Here is a 21,920-nt window from a genome sequence, read left to right on the forward strand (position 1 = left end):
TTAGCCCTGCTTCAGTGCTGTTAAGTCCGATTCAGCAATCGTCTGATTCAATAATTCGGTTTGTGCTTTGACCGTTGCAGCATCCCAACCAAGGTAATCGGCCATTGTCGCTATGACGCCATCCTTTAAGCTATCCAGCGTATCTCGCATGAATAACAAGTGGTTAGTGCGCCGCAGCAAGTAGTCGACTGGCGTCAGGGTCATTTCTTCATCCAAAGCATAACGTAAGCTAATCGTTTCGGCTAAGCTCAGACCATGCGTCGGTTCAACTTTACCAATCAAACTAAAGACCCGCGCAGCATTGGAACCGTACATATTTGCAATCCGCAACGCTTCATCATTCGTCAAACCATTATCCGTCCCTTGTTTAGCATAAAATGCAATCGTTGCATCCACGTTGTGCGGATCAATATCGCCACCAGAAACGGGGAGGTTCTTCGAATTGATTTCATTAAAGTGGGCATCATACTTATCTGCTAAAATCTTGGCAATCAGCGCCATGGCACCCGCAGCCATTTTACGGTAATCAGTAATCTTCCCACCAGCAAGGGTCAACAGCCCGTCTGGACTACTAGTCAACGAACTACCGCGTGAAACCGCTGACGGACTGAGTTTGTCCTCTGCCAAGGAAGTTTCCAAGTCATTCAGGACACTTTCGACATCTTCACGACTGGCTTCCTGACTTTCAAACTGATCAACAACCTTGATAACTTCCTTGAAGCTCTTATCACTGATTTTTCCTGAATTACCACCGTTATAATCAGAACTACCGTTAGCGGCGATCAGTGGCCGCAATCCGGCCCAACTAGCCTCAATATCATCTAAGGTGATTTTAGCAGTTGGAAAGCGACGGTTGACGATTTCCAACAAGTAATCAACATCTTCTTGCGTAACGGTCGGGTGTTTCAGATCACCATGATAATCCGTATCAGTCGTTCCGAAATACGTCTTGTTTTCACGTGGCACCACGAAGATCATCCGGCCATCTTGATCACCAGAATCAAAATAGGTTGGTTGTGGCACTGGGAGTTTCTCAGCGTCAACGACTAAATGTACACCCTTGGTTGGCCGCATCTGGGATTGATACTTTTCAGTATGGTCCATCTTACGAATCGTGTCTGACCATGGACCGGTCGTATTGATGACGATTCGGGCATGAATCTCGAACGATGCACCAGTCAATAAGTCTTCAGCGGTGATACCATTGATCCGGCCATCATCATCATGTAAGAGGCCGGTCGCCTTCACATGACTTGCCATAATCCCACCATTTTCGTGAGCCTTCTTAATGTTTTCAATCACTAGGCGCGCATCATTATTCCGAAAATCAAGGTAAACACCGCCACCAACTAAATGTTTAGGGTTCAGCTGTGGTTCCCGTTGTAAGACTTCCTCGCGCGAAAGGGTATAATTGGTGAATTTAGGATCTTTAACTTCGGCGAGCTTATCATACAGATCCATCGCCACTTTGACAGAAAAGAGGTCGAAGGTCGCTCCCGTCTCATCATAAATCGGCAATAACATTGGGTCGGGCTTAGGAATGTGTGGCGCAATCCCCTGGACGACCGCCCGTTCTTTAACGGTATCGGCGACTACCCCCACGTCAAACGTCTTTAAGTAACGAATACCCCCATGGACCAGTTTCGTCGACCGTGATGAAGTCCCTTCTGCAAAGTCTTGCATATCGATCAACCCGGTCTTCATGTTCATTGCAGTTGATTGAATGGCGACACCGGCACCGGTAATCCCACCACCGATAACGAGTAAATCTAACGTTTCATTTTGTAAGCGTTCAATATTTTGTTGACGCGTCGTTGCTGAAAATGCCATGTTGTTGTCCTCCTCTATTTTCCTGCGTGGTATGGGGTGTGCTTAAAGACTTGGGTCGCTTTGACCGCTGCCTGCCATCCCTCGTATAAGTTCGTCCGTTCAGCTGGCCCCATCTCAGGGTCAAAACTCGTGCCGGGCTTATACGACGCTTTTAATTCTTCCAAATCCTGCCAATAACCAACGCTAAGCCCGGCTAAGAAGGCAGCACCAAGCGCTGTCGTTTCCAGATTAGCAGCCCGCATAATTTGCGTATCCAAGATATCCGCCTGAAATTGCATCAACCAGTCATTACGGGCAGCGCCACCGTCAACTTTTAATACTGGAATCTCAATACCGGAATCTTTCTTCATTGTTTCAACCACGTCCCGCGTTTGGTAAGCCAATGCTTGCAAGGTTGCTTTAATAAAATCTTCACGAGTCGTGCCACGCGTCAAGCCAAAGACTGATCCGCGTGCTTCAGAGTCCCAATATGGTGCCCCTAAACCAGTAAAGGCCGGAACCACATAGACTTCATTTTCATTATGCGATTCGCGCGCCGCCCGTTCAGAATCGGGAGCGCTTTCAACCAGGCGAATCCCATCACGCAACCACTGAATCGCTGAACCGGCAACGAAAATTGACCCTTCCAAGGCGTAGTACACTTTACCGTTGATGCCGTAACCGATCGTGGTCAATAGGTTATTATCGGATAATTGGAGTTTTTCACCGGTGTTCATCACGATAAAAGCCCCAGTCCCGTAAGTATTCTTCACGGTTCCCGGTTCAAACGCCAGTTGACCAAACAAGGCCGCTTGTTGATCACCAGCCATCCCACTAATTGGAACTTCCGACCCAAAGAAATGGTAGTCCTTGGTCTTGCCATAAACTTCAGAATTAGTGCGAACTTCTGGCAACATCGCCGCTGGAATATTTAATAATTGCAAAATCTGGTCGTCCCACTTCAAATCATGAATATTGAAGAGCATCGTCCGACTGGCATTGGAATAATCCGTCACGTGGGTGGCCCCACCGGTAAGTTTCCATAGGAGCCACGTATCGATCGTTCCAAAGAGTAATTCCCCCTTTTCAGCTCGTTCTTGGGCCCCCTTCACGTGGTCTAAGATCCAACGAATTTTAGTTGCCGAGAAGTAAGCGTCTGTGACGAGTCCCGTATGTTGATGAATCAAATCACCATAGCCATCTTTAACCAGCTTCTCAGCAATCGGCGCGGTTTGCCGTGATTGCCACACGATTGCGTTATAGATTGGCAAGCCAGTTTGCTTGTCCCAAACGATGGTTGTTTCCCGTTGATTCGTAATCCCAATACCACTAATTTGAGCGGGTTTGATTCCCGATTCAATGAAGGCATTCGCAATAGTAGACAAGACAGCATTCCAGATTTCATTGGCATTATGTTCGACCCAGCCCGGCTGCGGGAAATATTGTGGAAATTCCCGTTGTGAGTCGGCCACTTTATGGCCCGCATGGTCAAAGATAATGGCGCGGGTACTGGTTGTCCCTTCGTCAATTGCCATAATGTACTTGTCGGTCATGGTGTGTCACTCCTTAGTCATAACAGTTTTATGAAAACGCTATCATAATTGATGATTGAATCATACCATGTCGCGACCGTTTTGTGAATAGATTTGCATAAATTAAATTTTGCACAATTGAATTTACTTTAAAACTAGTTTTCACTATGAAACATTTTATCGTTGTCACACCAACCAATCAGGGCTTTAAGTATTTGCTACTAGTTTCATAAAATAATTAATTTACTGGCAGAATTATCCGACTGTCGCTAGTTAAAAATTGAAAGAAAACGGTCCTGAAAATTTTCAGTTTGGCTAGTAACAGTAACCGTGGAAAATGGACCACCTAGTTAGAACAAAAAACGACCGGCCTCAAAAAGCAAACCGCTCGTTATTATTGATTATTGGTATTTACTTGGATTGAAAACCAGGCTGGGTATCTGGTCCCGCCTGATTCCAGCCTTAACAGACAAATCGGTCATCCATACACTGACACGATTAATATAAATATTGTAAATCACTAGCAGGGGTGGGGTAAGCCAACACTAACCGTTGCAATTCCGCTAACGTCACGTGCTTTTCAATCAGTAATGTGACATAATTGATCATTTCGTCAGCCACATCACTCAACAAAGTAGCCCCAACGACCTGACCGCTGGCCTGTTCAACGACCACTTTGGCTTGCGCTTGCTGAGCATTGAATCGGTAATAGGTAAACCATTTGGTCATATCCAGTGTATTGACGCGGTATTTATCAGTTTGCTCAGCAGCTACAGTAGCCCCAATACCGACTTGTGCCAGCTTGGGTGCCGCAAAAACTTGCGTTGGGATAACCGGATACTTAATAGCCGCACCGGATTGCGTCAATTCGCCAACTAAATAACGCGCTTCAAAACCTGCTACCGGAGTTAACTTCGGTACCGGCGTGTCACTAACATCACCAATGGCGTAAATATGTGGATTAGCCGTCTGTAAGTGATCATTGACTTGAATGCCATGCCGATCAAAGGTTACACCCACGTTGGCTAGTTCCAATTGATCCGCATTTGGAATTCGTCCCGCTGAACTGATGACTAAATCCGTCGTCAATTCAAAATCATCAGCCGTTAGCTGCAGCCCAGTCGCCGTTTTGGTGATGGCGTGGATATCTGTGTTCAGATCAAACGTCACGCCATCAGCCGTCATTGCTGCCATTAAATCTCTAACTAAATCTGCATCGAATTCTTTCAACGGACGGTCATTATGATGAATCACATGAACATCGGCACCAGCGGCATTGGCAATCGTCGCCAATTCAAAGCCGACATAGCCACCACCAACGAATGTCACTCGTTTTGGCATCTGGTCCAAATCTAAGAAGTCAGTGCTCGTCTTAAAATATTCGTGCCCGGTAATCGGTAAGATTGCAGGACGCTGACCAGTAGCAATCACGTAATCAGTCGCACTGACCACTTGATCTCCGACCGCTAGCTGACCATCGGATTGAAAATGCGCTTGACCATGTAACGTCGCAATATCTTGCCCCTTTAGTCCGTTCAACGTTCCATCATTGATGCCATCCGTATAACCGCGTTTATGTGCCATCAGCGCTGGCCAGTCAATTTTAGGTGTACCCGTTAGACCCTGACCTTGCAAGTGTTGAGCTGATTGTTGGGCTTCAACTGCACTTAACAGAATTTTTTTGGGATCACAACCACGGTTAGGGCAAGTGCCACCCCACAAATCCGCTTCAACAATCAGCACCTTCTTACCGTGGGCCTTTAAGCCACTGGCCATAGCAGTGCCGGCCGGGCCGCCACCAATCACAACAACATCGTACTGTTCCGTCATCCGAAATTCCCCCTTAGATTCATTAACTACCGTCAGTTTTCACAATTATAGTTTAAACGATTTGACTCTAATTGACGATTATGACACTTCTTCATGTTGACTCAAGTAAGCCACAATTCGCTGACGGTCAAGATAGCCAATTACTCGCTGCTCTTCCGTAACAGCTAAGTAATCATGTTCAGTTAGTGCGGTGAAAGCAGTTCGTAAAGTGGCCTGAATATCTAATGCTTGAATTCGACCACTAGCAACTTTAGGTTGTTCCTTGAGATATCCTTGAATGAGTCCCACACGACCAATATAGACATCATAGACATTCTTGGCGCGACTGGCACCGAAGAAGTTGCGAACAAACTCGTTAACTGGGTGTTGAGCAAGTTCAGTCGGTGTATCAACTTGCACCAACTGACCGTGTTGCATCACGCCAATTCGATCCCCCAGCTTCAAAGCTTCGTTCATATCATGAGTTACGAAGACAATCGTATTATGATATCGCGCGTGCAATCGTAAAACTAAGTCTTGTAACTGCTGCCGCGAGATTGGATCCAGCGCACTGAATGGTTCGTCCATCAAGACAATATCTGGCTGTGCCGCAATTGCCCGCAAGATACCAATCCGTTGCTGCTCCCCACCGGATAATTCTGACGGCATCCGATCACGATACTCATTAGGATCAAGGCCAACTTCCGTCAACAACTCATCAATCGTTTGATTAATGGCCTTCTTAGCCGTTCCTTTCATTTCAGGAATCACTGCAATATTTTGCGCCACTGTCATGGTTGGAAACAAAGCAATTTGTTGCAAGACATAGCCCATTTGCCAACGTAGCTGTCGTACCGGTATCGTTGTCGTATCAGTACCATTAACTAGGATTTTACCGGCCGTCAGCGGTTCTAAACAATTGATCATTTTAAGTGACGTTGTCTTACCACTCCCGGAAGTTCCCACTAGAACAAATAACTCGCCCTGGTCAATTGTTAAATTAAGGTCAGGAATCACCGTCTGCCCATTAAAGTCTTTCTGGACGTGTTGAAATTCAATTGCTGCTGTCATTTAGCGTCCCTCCTTTAACAAGCCGTGCTTTACGAGATAGCGATGTGCAACCGTCGAAGCGGACTGTTTCTTAACATTAACTTCATAGTTCATCTCTTGCATGTCAGTTTCTGAAATTTTTCCAGCTAGCTTATTTAATGCTTTGACGATCTGAGGATGTTTATTGGCAAAGCTCGTCTTCATCAATGGTGCGCCTTGATACGTTGGGAAAAAGTGCTTGTTATCCTTCAACAGAGCCAAATGATACTGTCGTAATTCACTATCCGTCGCATAGGCATCTACTAAGTTGATTTTGCCTTTACTGATGGCTTCATAACGCAACGCCGGTTCCATTGATTTAGCGGTCACGTCCAAACCATAAGTCTTCTTAATCCCCTTCAAACCATCATCACGATCGATAAATTCTAGGGTCATTCCAGGTTTAAGAATAGGTTCGACCTGCGTTAAATCACTGATGGTTTTCAAATGGTGCGCCTGCTTGAACTTTTTAGTCACAGCTAAGGCATATGTGTTGTTATATTGCATCGGCTTTAAATAAGTCATCTGGTCCTGCTTAGCAAGCCGTTGCTTAGCAAGTTGATAAGTCTGGCTAGCCGTCTGATTTGCCGGATTGCTTCCCTTAACAAGGGTCTCCAACACCGAACCCGTAAATTCTGGATAAATGTCAATTTGATCATGCTTTAAAGCGCTAAATAGGAACGTGGTCTTCCCGAAGTTCGGTTTGAGGGTAACATGCACGTGGTCATCTTCCGCTTCAATCAACTGCTTATACATATTAATTAAGATTTCCGGTTCGGAGCCCAGCTTACCTGCAATCGTAATTGTTTCAACTCGATTGGCATAGACACTATAAGCACCACCGCCACCAAGTAACATTAAAATTCCCGCAAAGACGATTAAAGCGTGCCGTGGCTTGGCCGTCTGAAACCAACGTACGAGTGCACTCAGTAGAATAGCCAGCAATGCCGATGAGATGGCCCCAATTAATAGTAACGAGGTATCATTGCGGTCGATACCAAGCATGATGAAAGTCCCGAGTCCCCCAGCCCCAATCAGAGCTGCTAACGTTGCCGTCCCAATGATTAATACCAAGGCCGTCCGAATACCAGCAATGATTTGCGGTAAGGCAATGGGTAGTTCAACTTTAAACAACTTACGCATTCGTGACATTCCAAAAGCATCGGCGGCTTCCTCAATCGAAGCGTCGATTTCTGAAATACCCAAGTACGTATTTTGAAAAATCGGCAGTAAAGCGTAGATCACCAGCGCAATTACTGCCGGCACCGTTCCAATCCCAACTAACGGAATCAATAACCCTAACAATGCCAAAGACGGAATCGTCTGTAAGACACTCGTGAGCTGTAACAATCCCTCAGCCCACCGTGGTCGCCGAACGACCCAAATAGCCAACGGAATTGCAATCACCATTGCGATGACTAATGATGCTAATGAAATACCCAAGTGTTGCCATAGCGCAGTCAATAAATCCCCGCGTCGATCCATAAATGTCTGTATTAGGGTCTGCATATTTACCTCCCATTGCTCACCTTTATTAATTAATAACTTCTTAATTATCTATGTATTTAATCCTAGCATAATCCTATAAAAATAATAGTAATACGCACCGAAAATTTGATGTTTTTGTAACTTTTGAAGTTTCAAATAAATTTTATTCTTTATTTTAAATGACCAGTTTCAATTTTTACGAAACTACTTGATGAACCACTAATTTGAACGTCATTACTTTTAAGGAGGCCACAACCAATGGCTACTATTCATCTTTATCTTGCAAGTACCCCTCACCAGCCGGAGCACGTCACGGCAACTACCCCGGCCGCTTGGGTCGTGATTCTGCGTTATGCCGATCATCAAAAAGCGCTGAACAATGGTGGCTACGGGCACACCGAAACTCAGCTAACGTTAAGGGCACTAATCACTGCCCTTTCCACTCTGAAACGCCACGACTTGCCCGTTCACGTTCATACGACAACTGAACCGGTTGCCGCTATCATTAGCGAACAACGTTATTTAAGTTGGCAGCAAAACAACTGGCAAGTCCCAGAAACTGACCAGCCAGACCTGCCACAATGGCAAGAGCTGATTCCAATCATTGAAGAATTTCCAGACCTCACTATCACTTATCACACCACAGATGATCCCACGATGACCACTGCAACGACGACACTGACAGCGGTGATGACAAAACTATAATGTCTGGCGTAAGACGACACAGCATAACTAATTACTGAAATATACCGGACTTGTGATTCGTCAGTCGCCCTATTAAAGCCACCGAAGCCGGCTGATAATTACTAAACCCATCATGGCCGTCGATTGGTGCCCACGCCTAACTTATATCATTTCAAATACGTGCCTTAAGTCGGCTGTTTTTGAACTTAAACTTGGACTATTACAACCATTGTTCGCATCATTAATACTTAAATTCAAGCTAAAGAAGCGAACCCCTACCAACATTGTGATAGTTAGGTTCGCTTCTTAGATATTGTGATTCAAATTAATTATTCTCGGCCGGTCCTTTTCCATGCTGATAATGCCGGCTCCCGGTTCGCCGGTCCTTGTGCCGCGTAATCTTTGACAGCTTAGCCGCACCATTGACGGCTGAGTTCATCATGCGGTCAAACTGCCGGTCACTCAACCACTGACGAGCCGTTAATGAGACCCCCGCGCCCATGCCTGCGTGATAGCGAGTCTTGGGCTTCACATCATTGACAGCGCGAACCATCAGTTTAGCAATCACTCCCGGATTGGAAGCAAACTGATCGAACAATGACAGCATCGCACCGACCTTAACGGCTTGTTCATGATAGGCTGTTTCACCGGAAACTGCCAACAGCTTTTTTTCCGCAATACCAGCCCATTCAGTCTTGATTCCACCAGGTTCAACGATGACAACATCTATACCAAATGGTGCGACTTCCATCCGTAACGAATCGCTCATCCCTTCAATTGCGTGTTTGGTCCCCATATACCAAGCACTTAAAGGCTGATAGATCTTTCCCCCAATTGAAGAAACATTAATGATCCGACCACGATGTTGTGCCCGCATCAACGGTAAAACCAATTGTGTCAACCGCATCACACCAAAGACATTGACCTTGAATTGGTACTCACCTTCTGCGACCGGAACGTCTTCCAAGGAACCGTATGAGCCATACCCCGCATTGTTGATTAGGACATCAATGCGCCCCTGTTCGACCTGAATCGTTTTGACAGCCGCGATTAACGTCGCTTCATCCGTCACGTCGACTTTTAAAACGTGCACTCCAGCCGCTGCTAAATCCGTCATTTTTTCAATCCGCCGTGCGGCTCCGTACACAATGTTCCCCTGAGCTTGTAACTTCAAAGCAGTGGACTTGCCGATGCCTGAAGACGCACCCGTAATTAAGATGACCCGTGGTTGACTCATAATCCGTTCCTCCATCGTTAACTGTATTTACTGTCATGCTACGTCAAACCCTTCACAATTGCAATCGAATTCATTGCCCGTAGTATGCTAAAATAGAACTAATTTCAAGCACGTCAATTTAATTGGAGGAATGAACATGTCAACAAAGATTATCATGGACACTGACCCTGGTATTGATGATGCCGCCGCAATTACCTTTGCGTTAAATCATCCTGACTTGGACTTACAATTAATTACAACGGTCGCCGGCAATGTGACGGTCGACAAAACGACGCTGAATGCGCTCAAACTCACGCGCTTCTTTAACAGTGACGTTCCCGTAGCGGGTGGGGCTGCCCAACCGCTGATCAAACCGTTTGAAGATGCCGTCCGAATTCACGGTGTTTCAGGAATGCCGGGTTATGACTTCCCGACTGACCTGGCGAAACCATTACCAGAAACAGCCGTTGAAGCGCTACGTGACTACATCATGGCTGCTGAACAACCGATTACGTTAGTGCCAACGGGAGCCTATACCAACATCGCGCTCTTATTTAAGACCTACCCCGAAGTAATGCCACACATTAAAGAAATCGTTGCGATGGGTGGGGCCTTAGGCAAAGGTAATATGACCAGCGCCGCAGAGTTCAACGTCTTTACCGATCCGCACGCGGCTGAAATCATGTACCAATCCGGCGTTCCAATTACCATGGTCGGCTTAGACGTGACGATGAAGGCTCTTTTAACGCGCGAATCGATTGAACAGTTACCGACCCTCGGTAAAACTGGCGAAATGCTCCACGCCCTCTTTGGTCATTACAACGACCGCAACCAGACTGGCGTTGCGATGCATGATGTCAATACGCTCTTCTACTTACTACATCCAGAAGCCTTTACGACTGAAAAGATGTGGATTGATGTCCAGACGGAGGGCCCCGCTAATGGTGAGACCGTTGGCGATATTCGTGGTGCTTACCATGACGGCAAAACCAACGCGACCGTTTGTGTCGATATTGATTCAGCTGCTTTCAACAAGTGGTTCCTAGAAACCGTGGCAGCCATCGACCAACCTAAATAAGCAACTACCAATCGTCATTAATTAAGCTAAAAAAATGAACCACTTCAGCTTGCACAATTATCATGTGCGCTTGAAGTGGTTCATTTTTAGTTTGCGTCACGCTTTTATCAAGACATGGTGCTACTCAAAGTGCTTAATACGCTCAGCAACCACTAACCATACCTGATTAAATGTCATCCGGCGTATCTGGGATTAATTGAATCAATGGTTGACCGAAGTTGACTTCTTCACCATTCTTCACTAGGAAGGCTTTGACCGTCCCCGCTTGCTTAGCAACCACTGGCCGCATCATCTGCATCGCTTGAATGAGGCCGACTTGTTGACCAACGCTAACGTGGTCGCCTAACTTAACGTATGGCGCTTCTTCTGAAGAATGCGCTGGGTAATAGATTCCTACGACCGGTGCCGTCACGCATTCTTTAGGATCAATCGGCGCTGGTTCTGGTTCAGGATCAGGTGTTACAACGCTCGTCGGATTGCTAGCCGTACTGGTCGCCACTGGGGTTGGTTCCGCCTCCGCAACAACTGGGGTACTAACTGTTGAGACCGGCGTTGGTGTAACCGGCGTTGGGTCAATCACCGGCTGATTGGGAAGTGGCGCCGGCTGCGGGGTCACCGTCGTCTTGCCGTGTCCCTTCTTACCCATTTGAATTTCAAAATCTTGGTCCCGATACTCAAAACTAGTTAAACTGCTTTGTTCAAACTTGTCCATTAACTGATAAATCTTATCTAATTCCATACAACACCCTCCAATTAATTTACGCTTTGATTATAACGCATAGTTTAGCGCAGGAGTGTGGTGGAAGTATGAACGCTTCTTTAAGAATTCGTCAATATTTCGTTTAAGCAGACGCCAACTCATGATCCGCCGGAACTAATTTAAACAAAAATAATGGTGCTGGTGACTTACCTGCCTGCGCGTACGCTAACACTGTATCAACGTGATCTAGCTGTAACAACCGATCATCTAGTTGCCACAAGCCGCGTTGGTAATAGTCGCGGCAATATTGCACGAGGTTGGTCAAAAAGTTACCAACGGCCTCATTGACCGTCGCCCCACGCCCATCGACACCCCAAAAATCGGCGGATTCTAACCAGTACCGTTGTTCCGATAATTCTCGATAACGACCAACTTCATGAATTAACACTAACCGTGCTGTCATTGCCAAGGCCCCTTTCAATCTCAATGCCACTTTCATAATGACATCTAAGATAGCACCGATAATTAGCCCTGACAATCCTGAATGGCAAACCCGTTTCAAATTAAGGTTATTAACGAAAAGCGCCTTATTTTTCAATCAAGTGACGCTTTTTACTTAAGATTCTGAATCTTGTTCGTGTTGTAAAAACGTGCCGTGATGGTTCAGGTCGGCTTGTAAATCAGCCATTGTAAACTGATGATAGTAAGCCCGATATTGACGGTCAGCTACTGTAAATAAATCCGTCAACGTTTCACTAATATTGGCCGCAATCGGAGATTGATCAGCCTGTTCATCCGTTTTGGATGGTCCCGTAATGAAGCGCGCATAGCTAATTGTTGGGGGGATGGTCAAATCATATAGATCGCCGAGGTTCATATCGGCCAACGCCAAGTCTAATTGGTAACCCCCATTTTTACCAACCGTCCCCGTTAAATACCCATGCTTATGTAGAACTGATAAAATATTGCGAATCATCACCGGGTTAAGATGCAGTGACTGCGCGAGTTCCCGACTAGCGACCTTACTATCACGGTGTGCATCGAGGTACAGGATACTATGCACCGCCACCGAAAAATCAAGTTTCATTGTACTTCCTCCCACACTTTGGCATAATCCTATTCTACCACCAACTGTAATAACTCACATTTCAATTAACACCAACATGCAGGTATAATAATGATTGGGAGTGAAAAATATGTCATCTACAATCAGTGCCGCAACGTTCAAGCTAAATGATCAAGCCGCGTTGTCACCGGCACAACAAGTATTAGAGAACCAACTATTAACTTTTATCCGCACCCATCGCCAGCAAAAACAGCCGAGTCTCTTCGTGATTCATGGTGATGCGGGAACTGGCAAGAGTGCCGTATTAGCCGCCGCGTTTGCTCGGCTACAAACCCTCAATCGTAGCATGACACCAAACGATTTGCAGGCCACTGACAACTATCTCGTCGTCAATCACAATGAAATGCTCAAAATTTATAAGCGCTTAGCTGGTGAAGATCCCGTCTTGCGCAAAAAAGACTTCCAAAAGCCCACTCCGTTGATCAACCGGTTGGCAAAAGACCACCGGCAAGCAGACGTTGTTTTTATCGACGAAGCACACCTCTTACTCACGCAACCGGACCGCTACAATCGCTTTACTGGTCACAACCAGTTAACGGAACTGATCAATCATAGTCGTGTCGTTGTCCTCGTCTTCGACACCCGTCAAGTCTTGAAGTTAAAGAGCTACTGGCACAGCAACGATCTCAAGCCATTTTTAGACCAGTACCCGCACGCGACCTACAACTTAGATGAGCAATTCCGGGTCACTGGTGGCGCCGATGTTGTTGACTGGATCGATGGTTTTACCCGTGGCCAATTGCAACCAAAACCTGTTAGCGATAACTTTGATCTACGCTTTTTTGATGACGGGCAACCCTTATACGACCTGATCAAACAACGCGATCAGCAGTATGGACTCGCTCGGATGGTGGCGACCGCTGACTTCCCGTACGTCGTTAATCATGGCACTTGGTACGTGACGGCCGGACAATTGAAGCTTCCGTGGGATAAAGTCAACTTAACTGATGATCCTTGGGCCTTACGACCTGAGACACTGAATGAAGTTGGTTCTATTTATACCATTCAAGGATTTGATTTGAATTATGCGGGGGTCATTCTCGGCCCTTCTGTGGGCTATGATGAAGACCATGATCAGATTGTCGTTCGCCCTGAACGCTATGAAGATCAAGAAGCATTCAAAAACCGGACAGACTTAGGCAATCTGCGCCCCCTTAAACAGCAGATTATCTTTAACTCAATCAACGTCTTGATGAAACGTGGTCGTTATGGGCTTTATATTTATGCGGTTGACCCAGCACTACGCCAGCGACTATTAGCGTTATAATAAGACTAATTACACGAGGAGGGATTTGCAATGCAACTATCAATTCCGACCATCAATGGCGCCATTGCAGCCACCTATTCCAAACAAGCGGCCGTTGCCCAAACGTATAAGGGCCACCCCATCATCTCGTTTCCCGTTGACATTAGTGATGTGCCAGCTGGCACCCATTCACTGGCGTTCACTTTCGTTGACCACGATGCGATTCCGGTAGGTGGCTTCACCTGGATTCATTGGATTGCCGCCAATTTACCGGCAACCACGACCCACATCCCTGAAAATGCCAGTCAGACCGGTGCTATTCCGATGGTCCAAGGTAATAATTCCACAGCAGGCGCCTATGTTCACGAGACTGATCCGAAAGTTAGCCAACACTACGTCGGCCCGTATCCGCCTGACAAGGATCATCGTTATTCATTTAAACTATTTGCACTTGATACTGAGTTAGACCTCCAACCTGGATACTGGCTCAACGAATTTCATGATGCCATTGCCGGTCACGTGCTAGCAACTGCTAAAACGACGGTCATTGGCAAAGTGTAATCCAATCTGCCAGGATAGCTTAAACAACCAAAAACGTTGCTACAGAATCACGTAGCAACGTTTTTTATTAACACTAATATAATGGCATTACTTCAAAGAACCGGCTAAGCAAAACACATCAGAATAAACGCAATTAATGCCGGTAGCCCTTGAATCACGACGATCGCGCGACTGACAGTAATACTACCATAAATCGCGGCAACCATCACACAGGCTAAGAAAAACAGGGTTGCACCGGCGCTCGCGACGGCCGGAATCACAAACAAGCTGTATAAAATACCGACGGCCAAGAAACCGTTATATAACCCTTGATTTTTAAACAATAATTGTACTGACGGCGACTGTAGCGTTTGCCGTGGAATTCCAAACGCTTTTGCGGCCATTTCACTATCCGCATTAAACATTTCCAGCCACAAAATAAATAAATGTTCAACGGCAACCAAGATCGCCATAATCATTGCTGCAACGTGCATCCTAATCCCCTCCTTTTTCGATCCTTACTTGAATTGTACCAGTTACTGCGCCTAAACTGTAGAAATACAGACTTACTTGTCTTTATACGAGCTAATTCGTCACAAATCATGATTAAAACATGGTAAATTCGAGGTGCTTTTAGAGGTGCTTTTAAATGATAAAGCCCGGCTACGACCAAGCAGATAACTTGCTGGTTGCAACCGGACTTTATTCACATCTCATTACTAAATTAGCTTAATCTACACTTACATACCAGGCATCCAAACATCTTCGGGCTTGATGCCTTGTTCCTTCGCAAAAGCATTCCGTAAGGTGTCCATATCCATTAAATGATAAGTTTGTGGGTGTTGTGGATCATATGATTCAATCTGGGCCATCATACCACCATCTTCATGTTCGATGATATGGCAGTGATACATGTAAACCCCTGTCAGCTCAAATTTAACCTTGATCCGCACCGTTTCGCCAGGGTTGACACCGACCGTATCCTTCAACCCATGTTCATTAGGATAAACCGGACCATCATTCCGTGCCAAAACTCTAAACTGAGTCCCATGAACGTGGAATGGATGAACCATGCCGTTTTCAGTACTGTTAGTGTTACGAATTTCCCAAATGGCGACATCCCCAACTTTCTGCCGAGCGTCGATGCGACTCATATCGAATTTCTTACCATCCAGCGCGACTTCATCATCCATCCCGTCCATCGTGATTGTGCGAACAGGTAAGTCCGGTGTTGGCGTTTCATCAGGAATATCAACTAAATGCTCTGGTAGTTGCGTATCATCTGGCACGAACGATTTGATCCGAAAACGACATAGTGGCGTGTCATCGGTCATCAGCGTGACTTCATCACCTGGTTGATACTGACCGAAATCAACGACAATTTCGTCCCGTTCCGCACAGGTCATCATCACTTTGGTCATATAAACCGGTGTCGGCAAAATGCCACCATCGGAAGCGACTTGCGCAAATTCCAAATCGTCATTGAAGTGCAGACGCCATTCGCGCCGGTTCGACCCATCCAAGATTCGTAGCCGCACCCGCTGCGTCGTCACATCAAAATATGGGTTGACCGTCCCGTTAACTAACGCCGTATGCCCTTGAACACCATCTGGATCATAATCCGCACGATAATCAAATTGATTGTCATCGTGGAATTCACGGTCTTGTAATACCAACGGAATATCATCCACACCATAATTACGTGGTAACGGTAACTGGTCTTCAACGTCATCCTTAATAATCACCATCGTTGCTAGACCTTTCCAGACCTGCGTCGCAGTCGATGGGCACGGATGAGCATGTAACCACGTCGTTGCAGCTGGTTGGTGTACTTTAAAATCAATGTGATTTGTTTCACCGGGATAGACCGGTGCGTGGCAGCCACCATCGGTAATTGGCCCTGGCACGTTCAAGCCATGCCAATGGAAAGTCGTCAATTCTGGGAGTTTATTTTCCAAGTCAATATGGGTCTGCTTACCATTACGGAAGACGATGGTTTGACCTAGAAAGCCCGCATTATAGCCCCACGTTTTAGTCTTCTTACCAGGTAAAAACTGAGTTTCGCTTTCTTGCGCCGTAACGGTGTAATAGTCATCCGTATCCGTTTGGCGGTCCGGCTTCAATAGCGTTGGAATCGCTAATGGCTGTGGATCGACTTTTGGCGTGACTAGTGGAATATAGCCACCGTCATGTGTATTGTAAGCAGGTTCATCAAAAAAATAATCAGTATAGACTTTTTTTGCCATGTTGACATCCCCTTAAATATTTAAAATAACTTAGATTCAAAAAAATGGTGACGCTTTAATACGCCACCTTCAGTTTAGAATTATTTTAAAGAAGTGTCAAACGGGATTTCAGCATTCATTTTCTTGCCATTAGGGTAAACGCGTCGTCCCTGATGACACTTAAAATAGCGCTTTGACCGTATTCGTGGCCGCATCGCCCAACCAAGCATTCGTCACCAAGTGATCAAAATAGCTCGTTTCAACAACGCCAGCCAAAGTTGCTAATTCAGCATTTAGGGCCGCGAGCTTAGTATATGTTGGAAAATGGCAATCAACCAACAAATTACCATTATCAGTTAACGTGAAGCCATCCCGATTATCAGCTGTCCGCAGCGTCGCCTGACCGCCAAGATCACTCACCGTCCGCATGACCAATGACAACGCGGCTGGTAAGACCTCTAAAACTAACGGCGTCTTAATGTCAAATTGATCGACTAACCGGTCTTGCAACGTTAGTAACCAATATTCATCCGCCAAACTGGCAATAATCTTCTCATTGGCATGAATCCCACCGCCACTTTTGAGCGCATTACCGTGATGATCTAATTGATCACAGCCGTCAAAAGCAATATCAACCCGATCACAATAAGCAGTATCAACCACGGTATATCCCAGCACTGTTGCTAACTGGCGAGTCGTTGGTGACGGGGTCACGACCGTAATCTCATTCACGTAGTTAGCGGCCTCTTTGACCAGTTCACCAACCGTTGTTCCGCCACCAAAGCCAACAACCATCTGTGGTTTAATCAATGTTAAGGCTTGTTGTACGATTGACTGTTTAATCGTCATATCAAATTCCTTCCATCATCATAAGATGCTTTCATCATAGCACGCGATAGCCTATTTAACTAACTTCATTGTTAGCAAAAAAACGATATTTTCACATCATTTCAAGCTTGTGGGTCACCTTCTTTCTTAACAACGTTTTAAAATATAATTATTGATGGCAACCTTCGTTTTTGGGGAAAAGAGGGTTACAACAATGAAGAATAAATGCAGTGTTAAGTTAGGCCTGACAATATTAACCGTCATTATCGGGATTGCTTTGACCCCGATTGCTAACGCTAAAACAATTGCCACACCTTTTTCACGTAGTCGGTGGCCACACGCACAAGTCACTTATGTCATTCAAGCCTCGGCATACAATCGTCACGTCTATCAAGCTGCTATTCATGCTTGGAACGCAACCGGGCAGTTCAAATTTGTTCCGGGAACCACTGCTCACCATCAAGTAACACTAGGGACTAGTTCTGCTACGCGCGGTCAATACTATCGGCTGGCAGGAATTACTTTTTCAACTGGTTATACCAACGGCTACTACACAAAAGCGCAGGTTTACTTGTTGACCCGTAACTTCGCGCTCTACCACTATTCTTATTCAGATCAAGTCCATGTGGCCGAGCATGAACTAGGACACACCATCGGCCTAGAGCATAGCCATGATCGCCACAGTGTCATGTTAGCTGACAATCGTTATAACGGCATTAGCACAGCTGATAGTGCGGCCGTCCGCATCCGTTACCGTTTGCCAGTCGGCCGACTATAGGGCAAAGTTTTAGATACAGGTTTGCCATTAATGCCTTGGGTATAGCGACCCCACTTTGGTTAACACAATCAACGTTATGCCCAGGAAGGTCGCGATGACGAATCACGACCTTTTTTAGTGTTTTTGGACTTGTTTTGAAAAATGGTCACCCCCAGTGAGCTGATTAAATAAATGTCCATTAACCTTACCAATATCTTTTTTAGCACCACACCACTCGTATGCCAGGCATTAGGCTTCAAGCCTAACACCACAGTTCAGCTGCTTCGCCCAACACTCACCTGATAGACACTAAAAAAACACTTTGGTTTGGGTGTCCCCAGACCAAAGTGTTTCGCTTAGCTGTGTAGTAAATAGCCGTAGCTTCCTAAAATAACTAATACATACCCTGTAGCCGTGACTAATGCTAGCAACATTCCGCTCCCAGGTTGCCACCCGCGACGATGACAAAAAGTCAAACAACCACTGGTTAACAACATCAGTGCAAGCGTTGCCGCGATGACCCCGAATAACTGGCCCCATTGACCTAGCAAGGCACAGCCTACTCCTAGGATCGTCGCAATTACAATCACTAGCCACCGTTGCCGGTTCGTTAATTGTCGGCGCATATTCATCCCACCATATAGTTAATGCAGTCAACGTTCTGCTTAGTAAAATTTTAACATTTTGGTAGAAATATGCCAAACGAAACCATTAACAACCGTCACTTTTTAAGCTTGTTGCCGTTTTTGTACTGACTGAGCACTCAAAACATCATCAAAGGCGTGGAACTTCTCAATAATCGTATCCGCTGAATTGCGGAATTTAGCTTGTTCCGCCGCAGTCAGAGCCAAAGTAGTTACACTCTCAACCCCATCTTTGCCAATGATTGCTGGTTGGCCCACGTAAGTTTTAAAAGTCTCACTGTACGCCGACACCGGACATGCCAAGCGAGCATTCGCAAAGACCGCCTCACTTAACTTAACTGCACAAGTCGCGATGGCAAAACTGGTGTAACCCTTACCGGAATGAACAGCCCAACCACCATGACGAGCAGCGGCTTCTAACGCATCCAAGTCTAAGTGGTACTGATCAACCAAGGATGTAATTGGAATCCCATTAACTTGAACCGTTGACCACGCACTGAATTGCGATTCCCCGTGTTCGCCATAAACATAACCACTAATATTTTTCGGATCACAGTCGAATACTTCCGCAACGACTTTTTGCATGCGGGCTGTATCCAAAAAAGTCCCCGTTCCAAAGACCTGTTGACGTGACAACCCTGTTGCCCGTTGGAAATAATGAGTAATGGCATCACACGGATTCATCGTATCGATGACCACCCCATTAAACTTCGTGGCTTTAACTTTCGGAGCAATATCTTGAACAATTTGCTTGGTATACTCAAATTCCGCCCACCGGTTACCCGAAGCATGGTCTAACGCATGAATGTTTCCACTAGTAACAAACAGAATATCCGTATCGTCTAATTCATTATAATCATTAATCTTAATAATCGTGCGACTGTCTAATCGTGCCTGCGCATCTTGTAAATCTAATTGTTCCGCACGAGCCTTAGCCGCATTAGTATCAATCAAGACTAATTCATCCGCAATTCCTTTACAAACTAATGTATAGGCAATGGTCGCCCCAACGTGTCCGACCCCAATAATCGCATATTTTCGCATAAGCTAATCCTCCGTTTTAATTATTAAGATGTTATGTAATATTCTCATCATCTTTTAATTTATGTGATGATAACCTTACTGCTCGTATTAACAATGGTCAACTACTGAAAGCGCCTCAACTTTCATATCATTATTATGTTAAGAAAAAAACGCTAATTTCATTACTTTCAAGCCTATTTTATTTAAGATAATTAATCAGTAACGGCTAGTTTGCTAATTGTTTTCATTACCAAACTAATTGACTAACGTTAGCAGTTGACTGCAAATACCCCTTATTAGTACACCAAGACTGACTTTAATAATCATTCGCAATCAGCTAGCTTACACCATTAGTCAAATCACACGTCACAAAACATGACATTAATATCTTCACAATCGCTATAAAGGGCAATTGTAAGTTTGGTATTTAACCTAAATATAAAAAAAGAGTGCGTCACTCAATAATCAATGTTATAATTTCTAACATCAAATGGTATGGATAGGGGTTGGGAGTATGAACGCTGCAAATTCAACGTTTTTAGTTTTATCTAGTATATTGGTATTATTCATGACACCAGGATTAGCTTTTTTCTACGGTGGTTTAGTTTCCAAACGAAACGTCGTTAACACCATGTTATCTGTCTTCATGATTTGTGGGCTAGCAATTCTGTTATGGCTCGCATTTGGCTATTCACTATCTTTTTCCGGCGACCTTGGCGGTATTGTCGGTAATCTAAAAGCTACTTGGTTGCACGGTGTGGACTTAACCGCTCTCACTGCGACTAAAATCCCCAACGGTTTGTATCTCATCTTTCAAATGATGTTCGCTATCATCACACCAGCATTATTCGTTGGCGCTGTAGTTGGTCGCATTCGGTTTAAGTTCTTGCTAACCTTCATCATCTTCTGGTCACTACTCATCTATTATCCAATGGTTCATATGGTTTGGGATAACGGCCTATTAGCTAAACTCGGTGTTATCGACTTTGCGGGCGGCACCGTCGTCCACATCAATGCTGGTATCACCGCCCTAGTCTTGTCAGCCTTCTTAGGTGCTCGCCACAAGTATGGCAAAGACGCGACCCAACATTACAACATTTTATGGGTATTACTAGGTACCGCTATTTTATGGATTGGCTGGTATGGCTTCAACGCCGGCTCGGCACTCGCTATGAATGACATTGCCATCCAAGCCTTCTTAACCACAACCGTTGCTACCGCGACTTCCATGATGACGTGGATGGTCGTTGACATGCTAACGAAAGGCAAGCCAACCCTAGTCGGTGTCTGCACAGGAACCCTTTGTGGTCTCGTTGCGATTACGCCGGCTTGCGGCTACGTGACTATCTCTGGTGCCTTTTGGATTGGCCTCATTGCCACATTAACTAGTTATGGCTTCATTACGTTTATCAAACCACGCTTAGGAATTGACGATGCACTCGATGCCTTTGGTTGCCACGGCGTTTCCGGCATGATTGGCAGTATCATGACCGGTTTATTTGCAAGCAAGGCCGTTAACAATACGATTTCTCTGAACGGTCTTTTCTACGGTGGGGGGGTTAGGTTATTTGGACTACAACTACTTGCAACGGCCTTTACCATTGTCTTTACTACCCTCGTCTGCATCGTTATTATCGTATTGTTGAAGCGGGTTATCAGAATGCGGGTTGACGAACAAGAAGAAGAACTCGGACTCGATCAAGGTGAACACGGCGAGGTCGCTGACTACACGGTTCAAATGAGCCACGACTTGACGAACATTCAACATCACAGTGATGAATTCCGTGGTCAGTTAGCCCAACTGCTAGATAAGCAACAACGATTCCGGTAACTGAAATCATGGGCGAACCCAGCAGTTGGATTCCTGCTCGTCAGCGCTGGTCGTCCCCTCCGACCTCCCGTTTCTACCAATGCGCAGCACCACAAGCGTGTGGGGTTCAGACGGAGCGAAACTAAGGATTGTCTAGCTAGGGCTTTAAGCGGCGAGTTTGGTGTCATAACGTCGCTAATCCGATTTTTTACAGTAAGCTTAAACTGGCCGTCTTGCTTTTTTTAAACAAGCCCAATTCAACCATATCTGATTCCACCAATCAACAACAGCAGGTGCGCGGTAACAGGTAACGCAA

Annotated in this window: 20 protein-coding genes; 6 read left to right on the top strand and 14 right to left on the bottom strand. The window is 45.6% G+C overall.

The features are described 5' to 3' along the window. The 5 genes from glpO to RXV91_RS11515 form a co-directional block, all read right to left on the bottom strand. On the bottom strand, positions 1–1,830 hold the full coding sequence (glpO, locus tag RXV91_RS11495) for a type 1 glycerol-3-phosphate oxidase (RefSeq protein ID WP_027821514.1): 1,830 nt from the start codon (positions 1,828–1,830) through the stop codon (positions 1–3). Between the two features lie 14 nt (positions 1,831–1,844). After that, on the bottom strand, positions 1,845–3,362 hold the full coding sequence (gene glpK / locus RXV91_RS11500; RefSeq protein WP_220675333.1) for a glycerol kinase GlpK: 1,518 nt from the start codon (positions 3,360–3,362) through the stop codon (positions 1,845–1,847). Positions 3,363–3,839: 477 nt separating this feature from the next. Further along, entirely contained in the window at positions 3,840–5,171 is a 1,332-nt protein-coding gene (locus RXV91_RS11505) for an NAD(P)/FAD-dependent oxidoreductase (protein WP_316439962.1), read from the bottom strand. A 78-nt stretch (positions 5,172–5,249) separates the two neighbouring features. After that, the gene (locus RXV91_RS11510; protein WP_021731941.1) at positions 5,250–6,221 is read right to left on the bottom strand and encodes an ABC transporter ATP-binding protein; all 972 of its coding nucleotides are present in this window, start codon (positions 6,219–6,221) and stop codon (positions 5,250–5,252) included. Next, positions 6,222–7,748, bottom strand: a complete 1,527-nt coding sequence (locus RXV91_RS11515) for an ABC transporter permease/substrate-binding protein (protein WP_316439963.1) — start codon at positions 7,746–7,748, stop codon at positions 6,222–6,224. It lies immediately after the preceding gene. Between the two features lie 237 nt (positions 7,749–7,985). Between RXV91_RS11515 and RXV91_RS11520 the strand changes: the two genes are divergently transcribed. After that, complete coding sequence (locus RXV91_RS11520) at positions 7,986–8,432, top strand: ribonuclease H (RefSeq protein WP_316439964.1); 447 nt, start codon at positions 7,986–7,988, stop codon at positions 8,430–8,432. 304 nt (positions 8,433–8,736) lie between these two features. Here RXV91_RS11520 and RXV91_RS11525 read toward each other — a convergent pair whose 3' ends face one another. Continuing rightward, a complete protein-coding gene (locus RXV91_RS11525) occupies positions 8,737–9,648 on the bottom strand; it encodes an oxidoreductase (protein ID WP_316439965.1) in 912 nt (303 codons plus the stop codon). A gap of 136 nt (positions 9,649–9,784) precedes the next feature. Here RXV91_RS11525 and rihC point away from each other — a divergent pair, with 136 nt between their 5' ends. Further along, positions 9,785–10,705, top strand: a complete 921-nt coding sequence (gene rihC, locus RXV91_RS11530; RefSeq protein ID WP_316439966.1) for a ribonucleoside hydrolase RihC — start codon at positions 9,785–9,787, stop codon at positions 10,703–10,705. Between the two features lie 166 nt (positions 10,706–10,871). Here the strand turns inward: rihC and RXV91_RS11535 are convergent, their stop codons facing one another. From RXV91_RS11535 to RXV91_RS11545, 3 genes are all read right to left on the bottom strand, one after another. After that, entirely contained in the window at positions 10,872–11,444 is a 573-nt protein-coding gene (locus tag RXV91_RS11535; protein WP_003641936.1) for an acetyl-CoA carboxylase biotin carboxyl carrier protein subunit, read from the bottom strand. A 103-nt stretch (positions 11,445–11,547) separates the two neighbouring features. Then, the gene (locus tag RXV91_RS11540; RefSeq protein WP_224271916.1) at positions 11,548–11,943 is read right to left on the bottom strand and encodes a hypothetical protein; all 396 of its coding nucleotides are present in this window, start codon (positions 11,941–11,943) and stop codon (positions 11,548–11,550) included. 78 nt (positions 11,944–12,021) lie between these two features. Next, positions 12,022–12,492, bottom strand: coding sequence for an Rrf2 family transcriptional regulator (locus tag RXV91_RS11545; RefSeq protein WP_003646440.1), 471 nt, complete (start codon positions 12,490–12,492; stop codon positions 12,022–12,024). A 109-nt stretch (positions 12,493–12,601) separates the two neighbouring features. Here RXV91_RS11545 and RXV91_RS11550 point away from each other — a divergent pair, with 109 nt between their 5' ends. Next, on the top strand, positions 12,602–13,798 hold the full coding sequence (locus RXV91_RS11550; RefSeq protein WP_316439967.1) for a DUF2075 domain-containing protein: 1,197 nt from the start codon (positions 12,602–12,604) through the stop codon (positions 13,796–13,798). Between the two features lie 30 nt (positions 13,799–13,828). Then, a complete protein-coding gene (locus RXV91_RS11555; protein ID WP_316439968.1) occupies positions 13,829–14,338 on the top strand; it encodes a YbhB/YbcL family Raf kinase inhibitor-like protein in 510 nt (169 codons plus the stop codon). A 104-nt stretch (positions 14,339–14,442) separates the two neighbouring features. Here RXV91_RS11555 and RXV91_RS11560 read toward each other — a convergent pair whose 3' ends face one another. The 3 genes from RXV91_RS11560 to rpiA all read right to left on the bottom strand — a co-directional run bounded on the left by RXV91_RS11560 (position 14,443) and on the right by rpiA (position 17,391). Continuing rightward, a complete protein-coding gene (locus RXV91_RS11560; RefSeq protein WP_316439969.1) occupies positions 14,443–14,811 on the bottom strand; it encodes a DUF1304 domain-containing protein in 369 nt (122 codons plus the stop codon). Between the two features lie 246 nt (positions 14,812–15,057). After that, positions 15,058–16,563, bottom strand: coding sequence for a multicopper oxidase domain-containing protein (locus RXV91_RS11565; protein ID WP_316439970.1), 1,506 nt, complete (start codon positions 16,561–16,563; stop codon positions 15,058–15,060). A gap of 159 nt (positions 16,564–16,722) precedes the next feature. After that, on the bottom strand, positions 16,723–17,391 hold the full coding sequence (gene rpiA, locus RXV91_RS11570) for a ribose 5-phosphate isomerase A (RefSeq protein WP_316439971.1): 669 nt from the start codon (positions 17,389–17,391) through the stop codon (positions 16,723–16,725). Between the two features lie 193 nt (positions 17,392–17,584). Here rpiA and RXV91_RS11575 point away from each other — a divergent pair, with 193 nt between their 5' ends. After that, complete coding sequence (locus RXV91_RS11575) at positions 17,585–18,148, top strand: M57 family metalloprotease (RefSeq protein WP_316439972.1); 564 nt, start codon at positions 17,585–17,587, stop codon at positions 18,146–18,148. Positions 18,149–18,483: 335 nt separating this feature from the next. Here RXV91_RS11575 and RXV91_RS11580 read toward each other — a convergent pair whose 3' ends face one another. Both RXV91_RS11580 and RXV91_RS11585 read right to left on the bottom strand, forming a co-directional pair. Further along, positions 18,484–18,753, bottom strand: coding sequence for a hypothetical protein (locus tag RXV91_RS11580; RefSeq protein ID WP_033611301.1), 270 nt, complete (start codon positions 18,751–18,753; stop codon positions 18,484–18,486). 102 nt (positions 18,754–18,855) lie between these two features. Further along, positions 18,856–19,815, bottom strand: a complete 960-nt coding sequence (locus RXV91_RS11585) for an L-lactate dehydrogenase (protein WP_316439973.1) — start codon at positions 19,813–19,815, stop codon at positions 18,856–18,858. Positions 19,816–20,308: 493 nt separating this feature from the next. Between RXV91_RS11585 and RXV91_RS11590 the strand changes: the two genes are divergently transcribed. Further along, a complete protein-coding gene (locus RXV91_RS11590) occupies positions 20,309–21,625 on the top strand; it encodes an ammonium transporter (RefSeq protein ID WP_316439974.1) in 1,317 nt (438 codons plus the stop codon). Positions 21,626–21,920: the final 295 nt, after the last annotated feature.

Origin of the sequence: Lactiplantibacillus sp. DA1, assembly GCF_032681335.1 — a bacterium.
Lineage (GTDB): Bacteria > Bacillota > Bacilli > Lactobacillales > Lactobacillaceae > Lactiplantibacillus.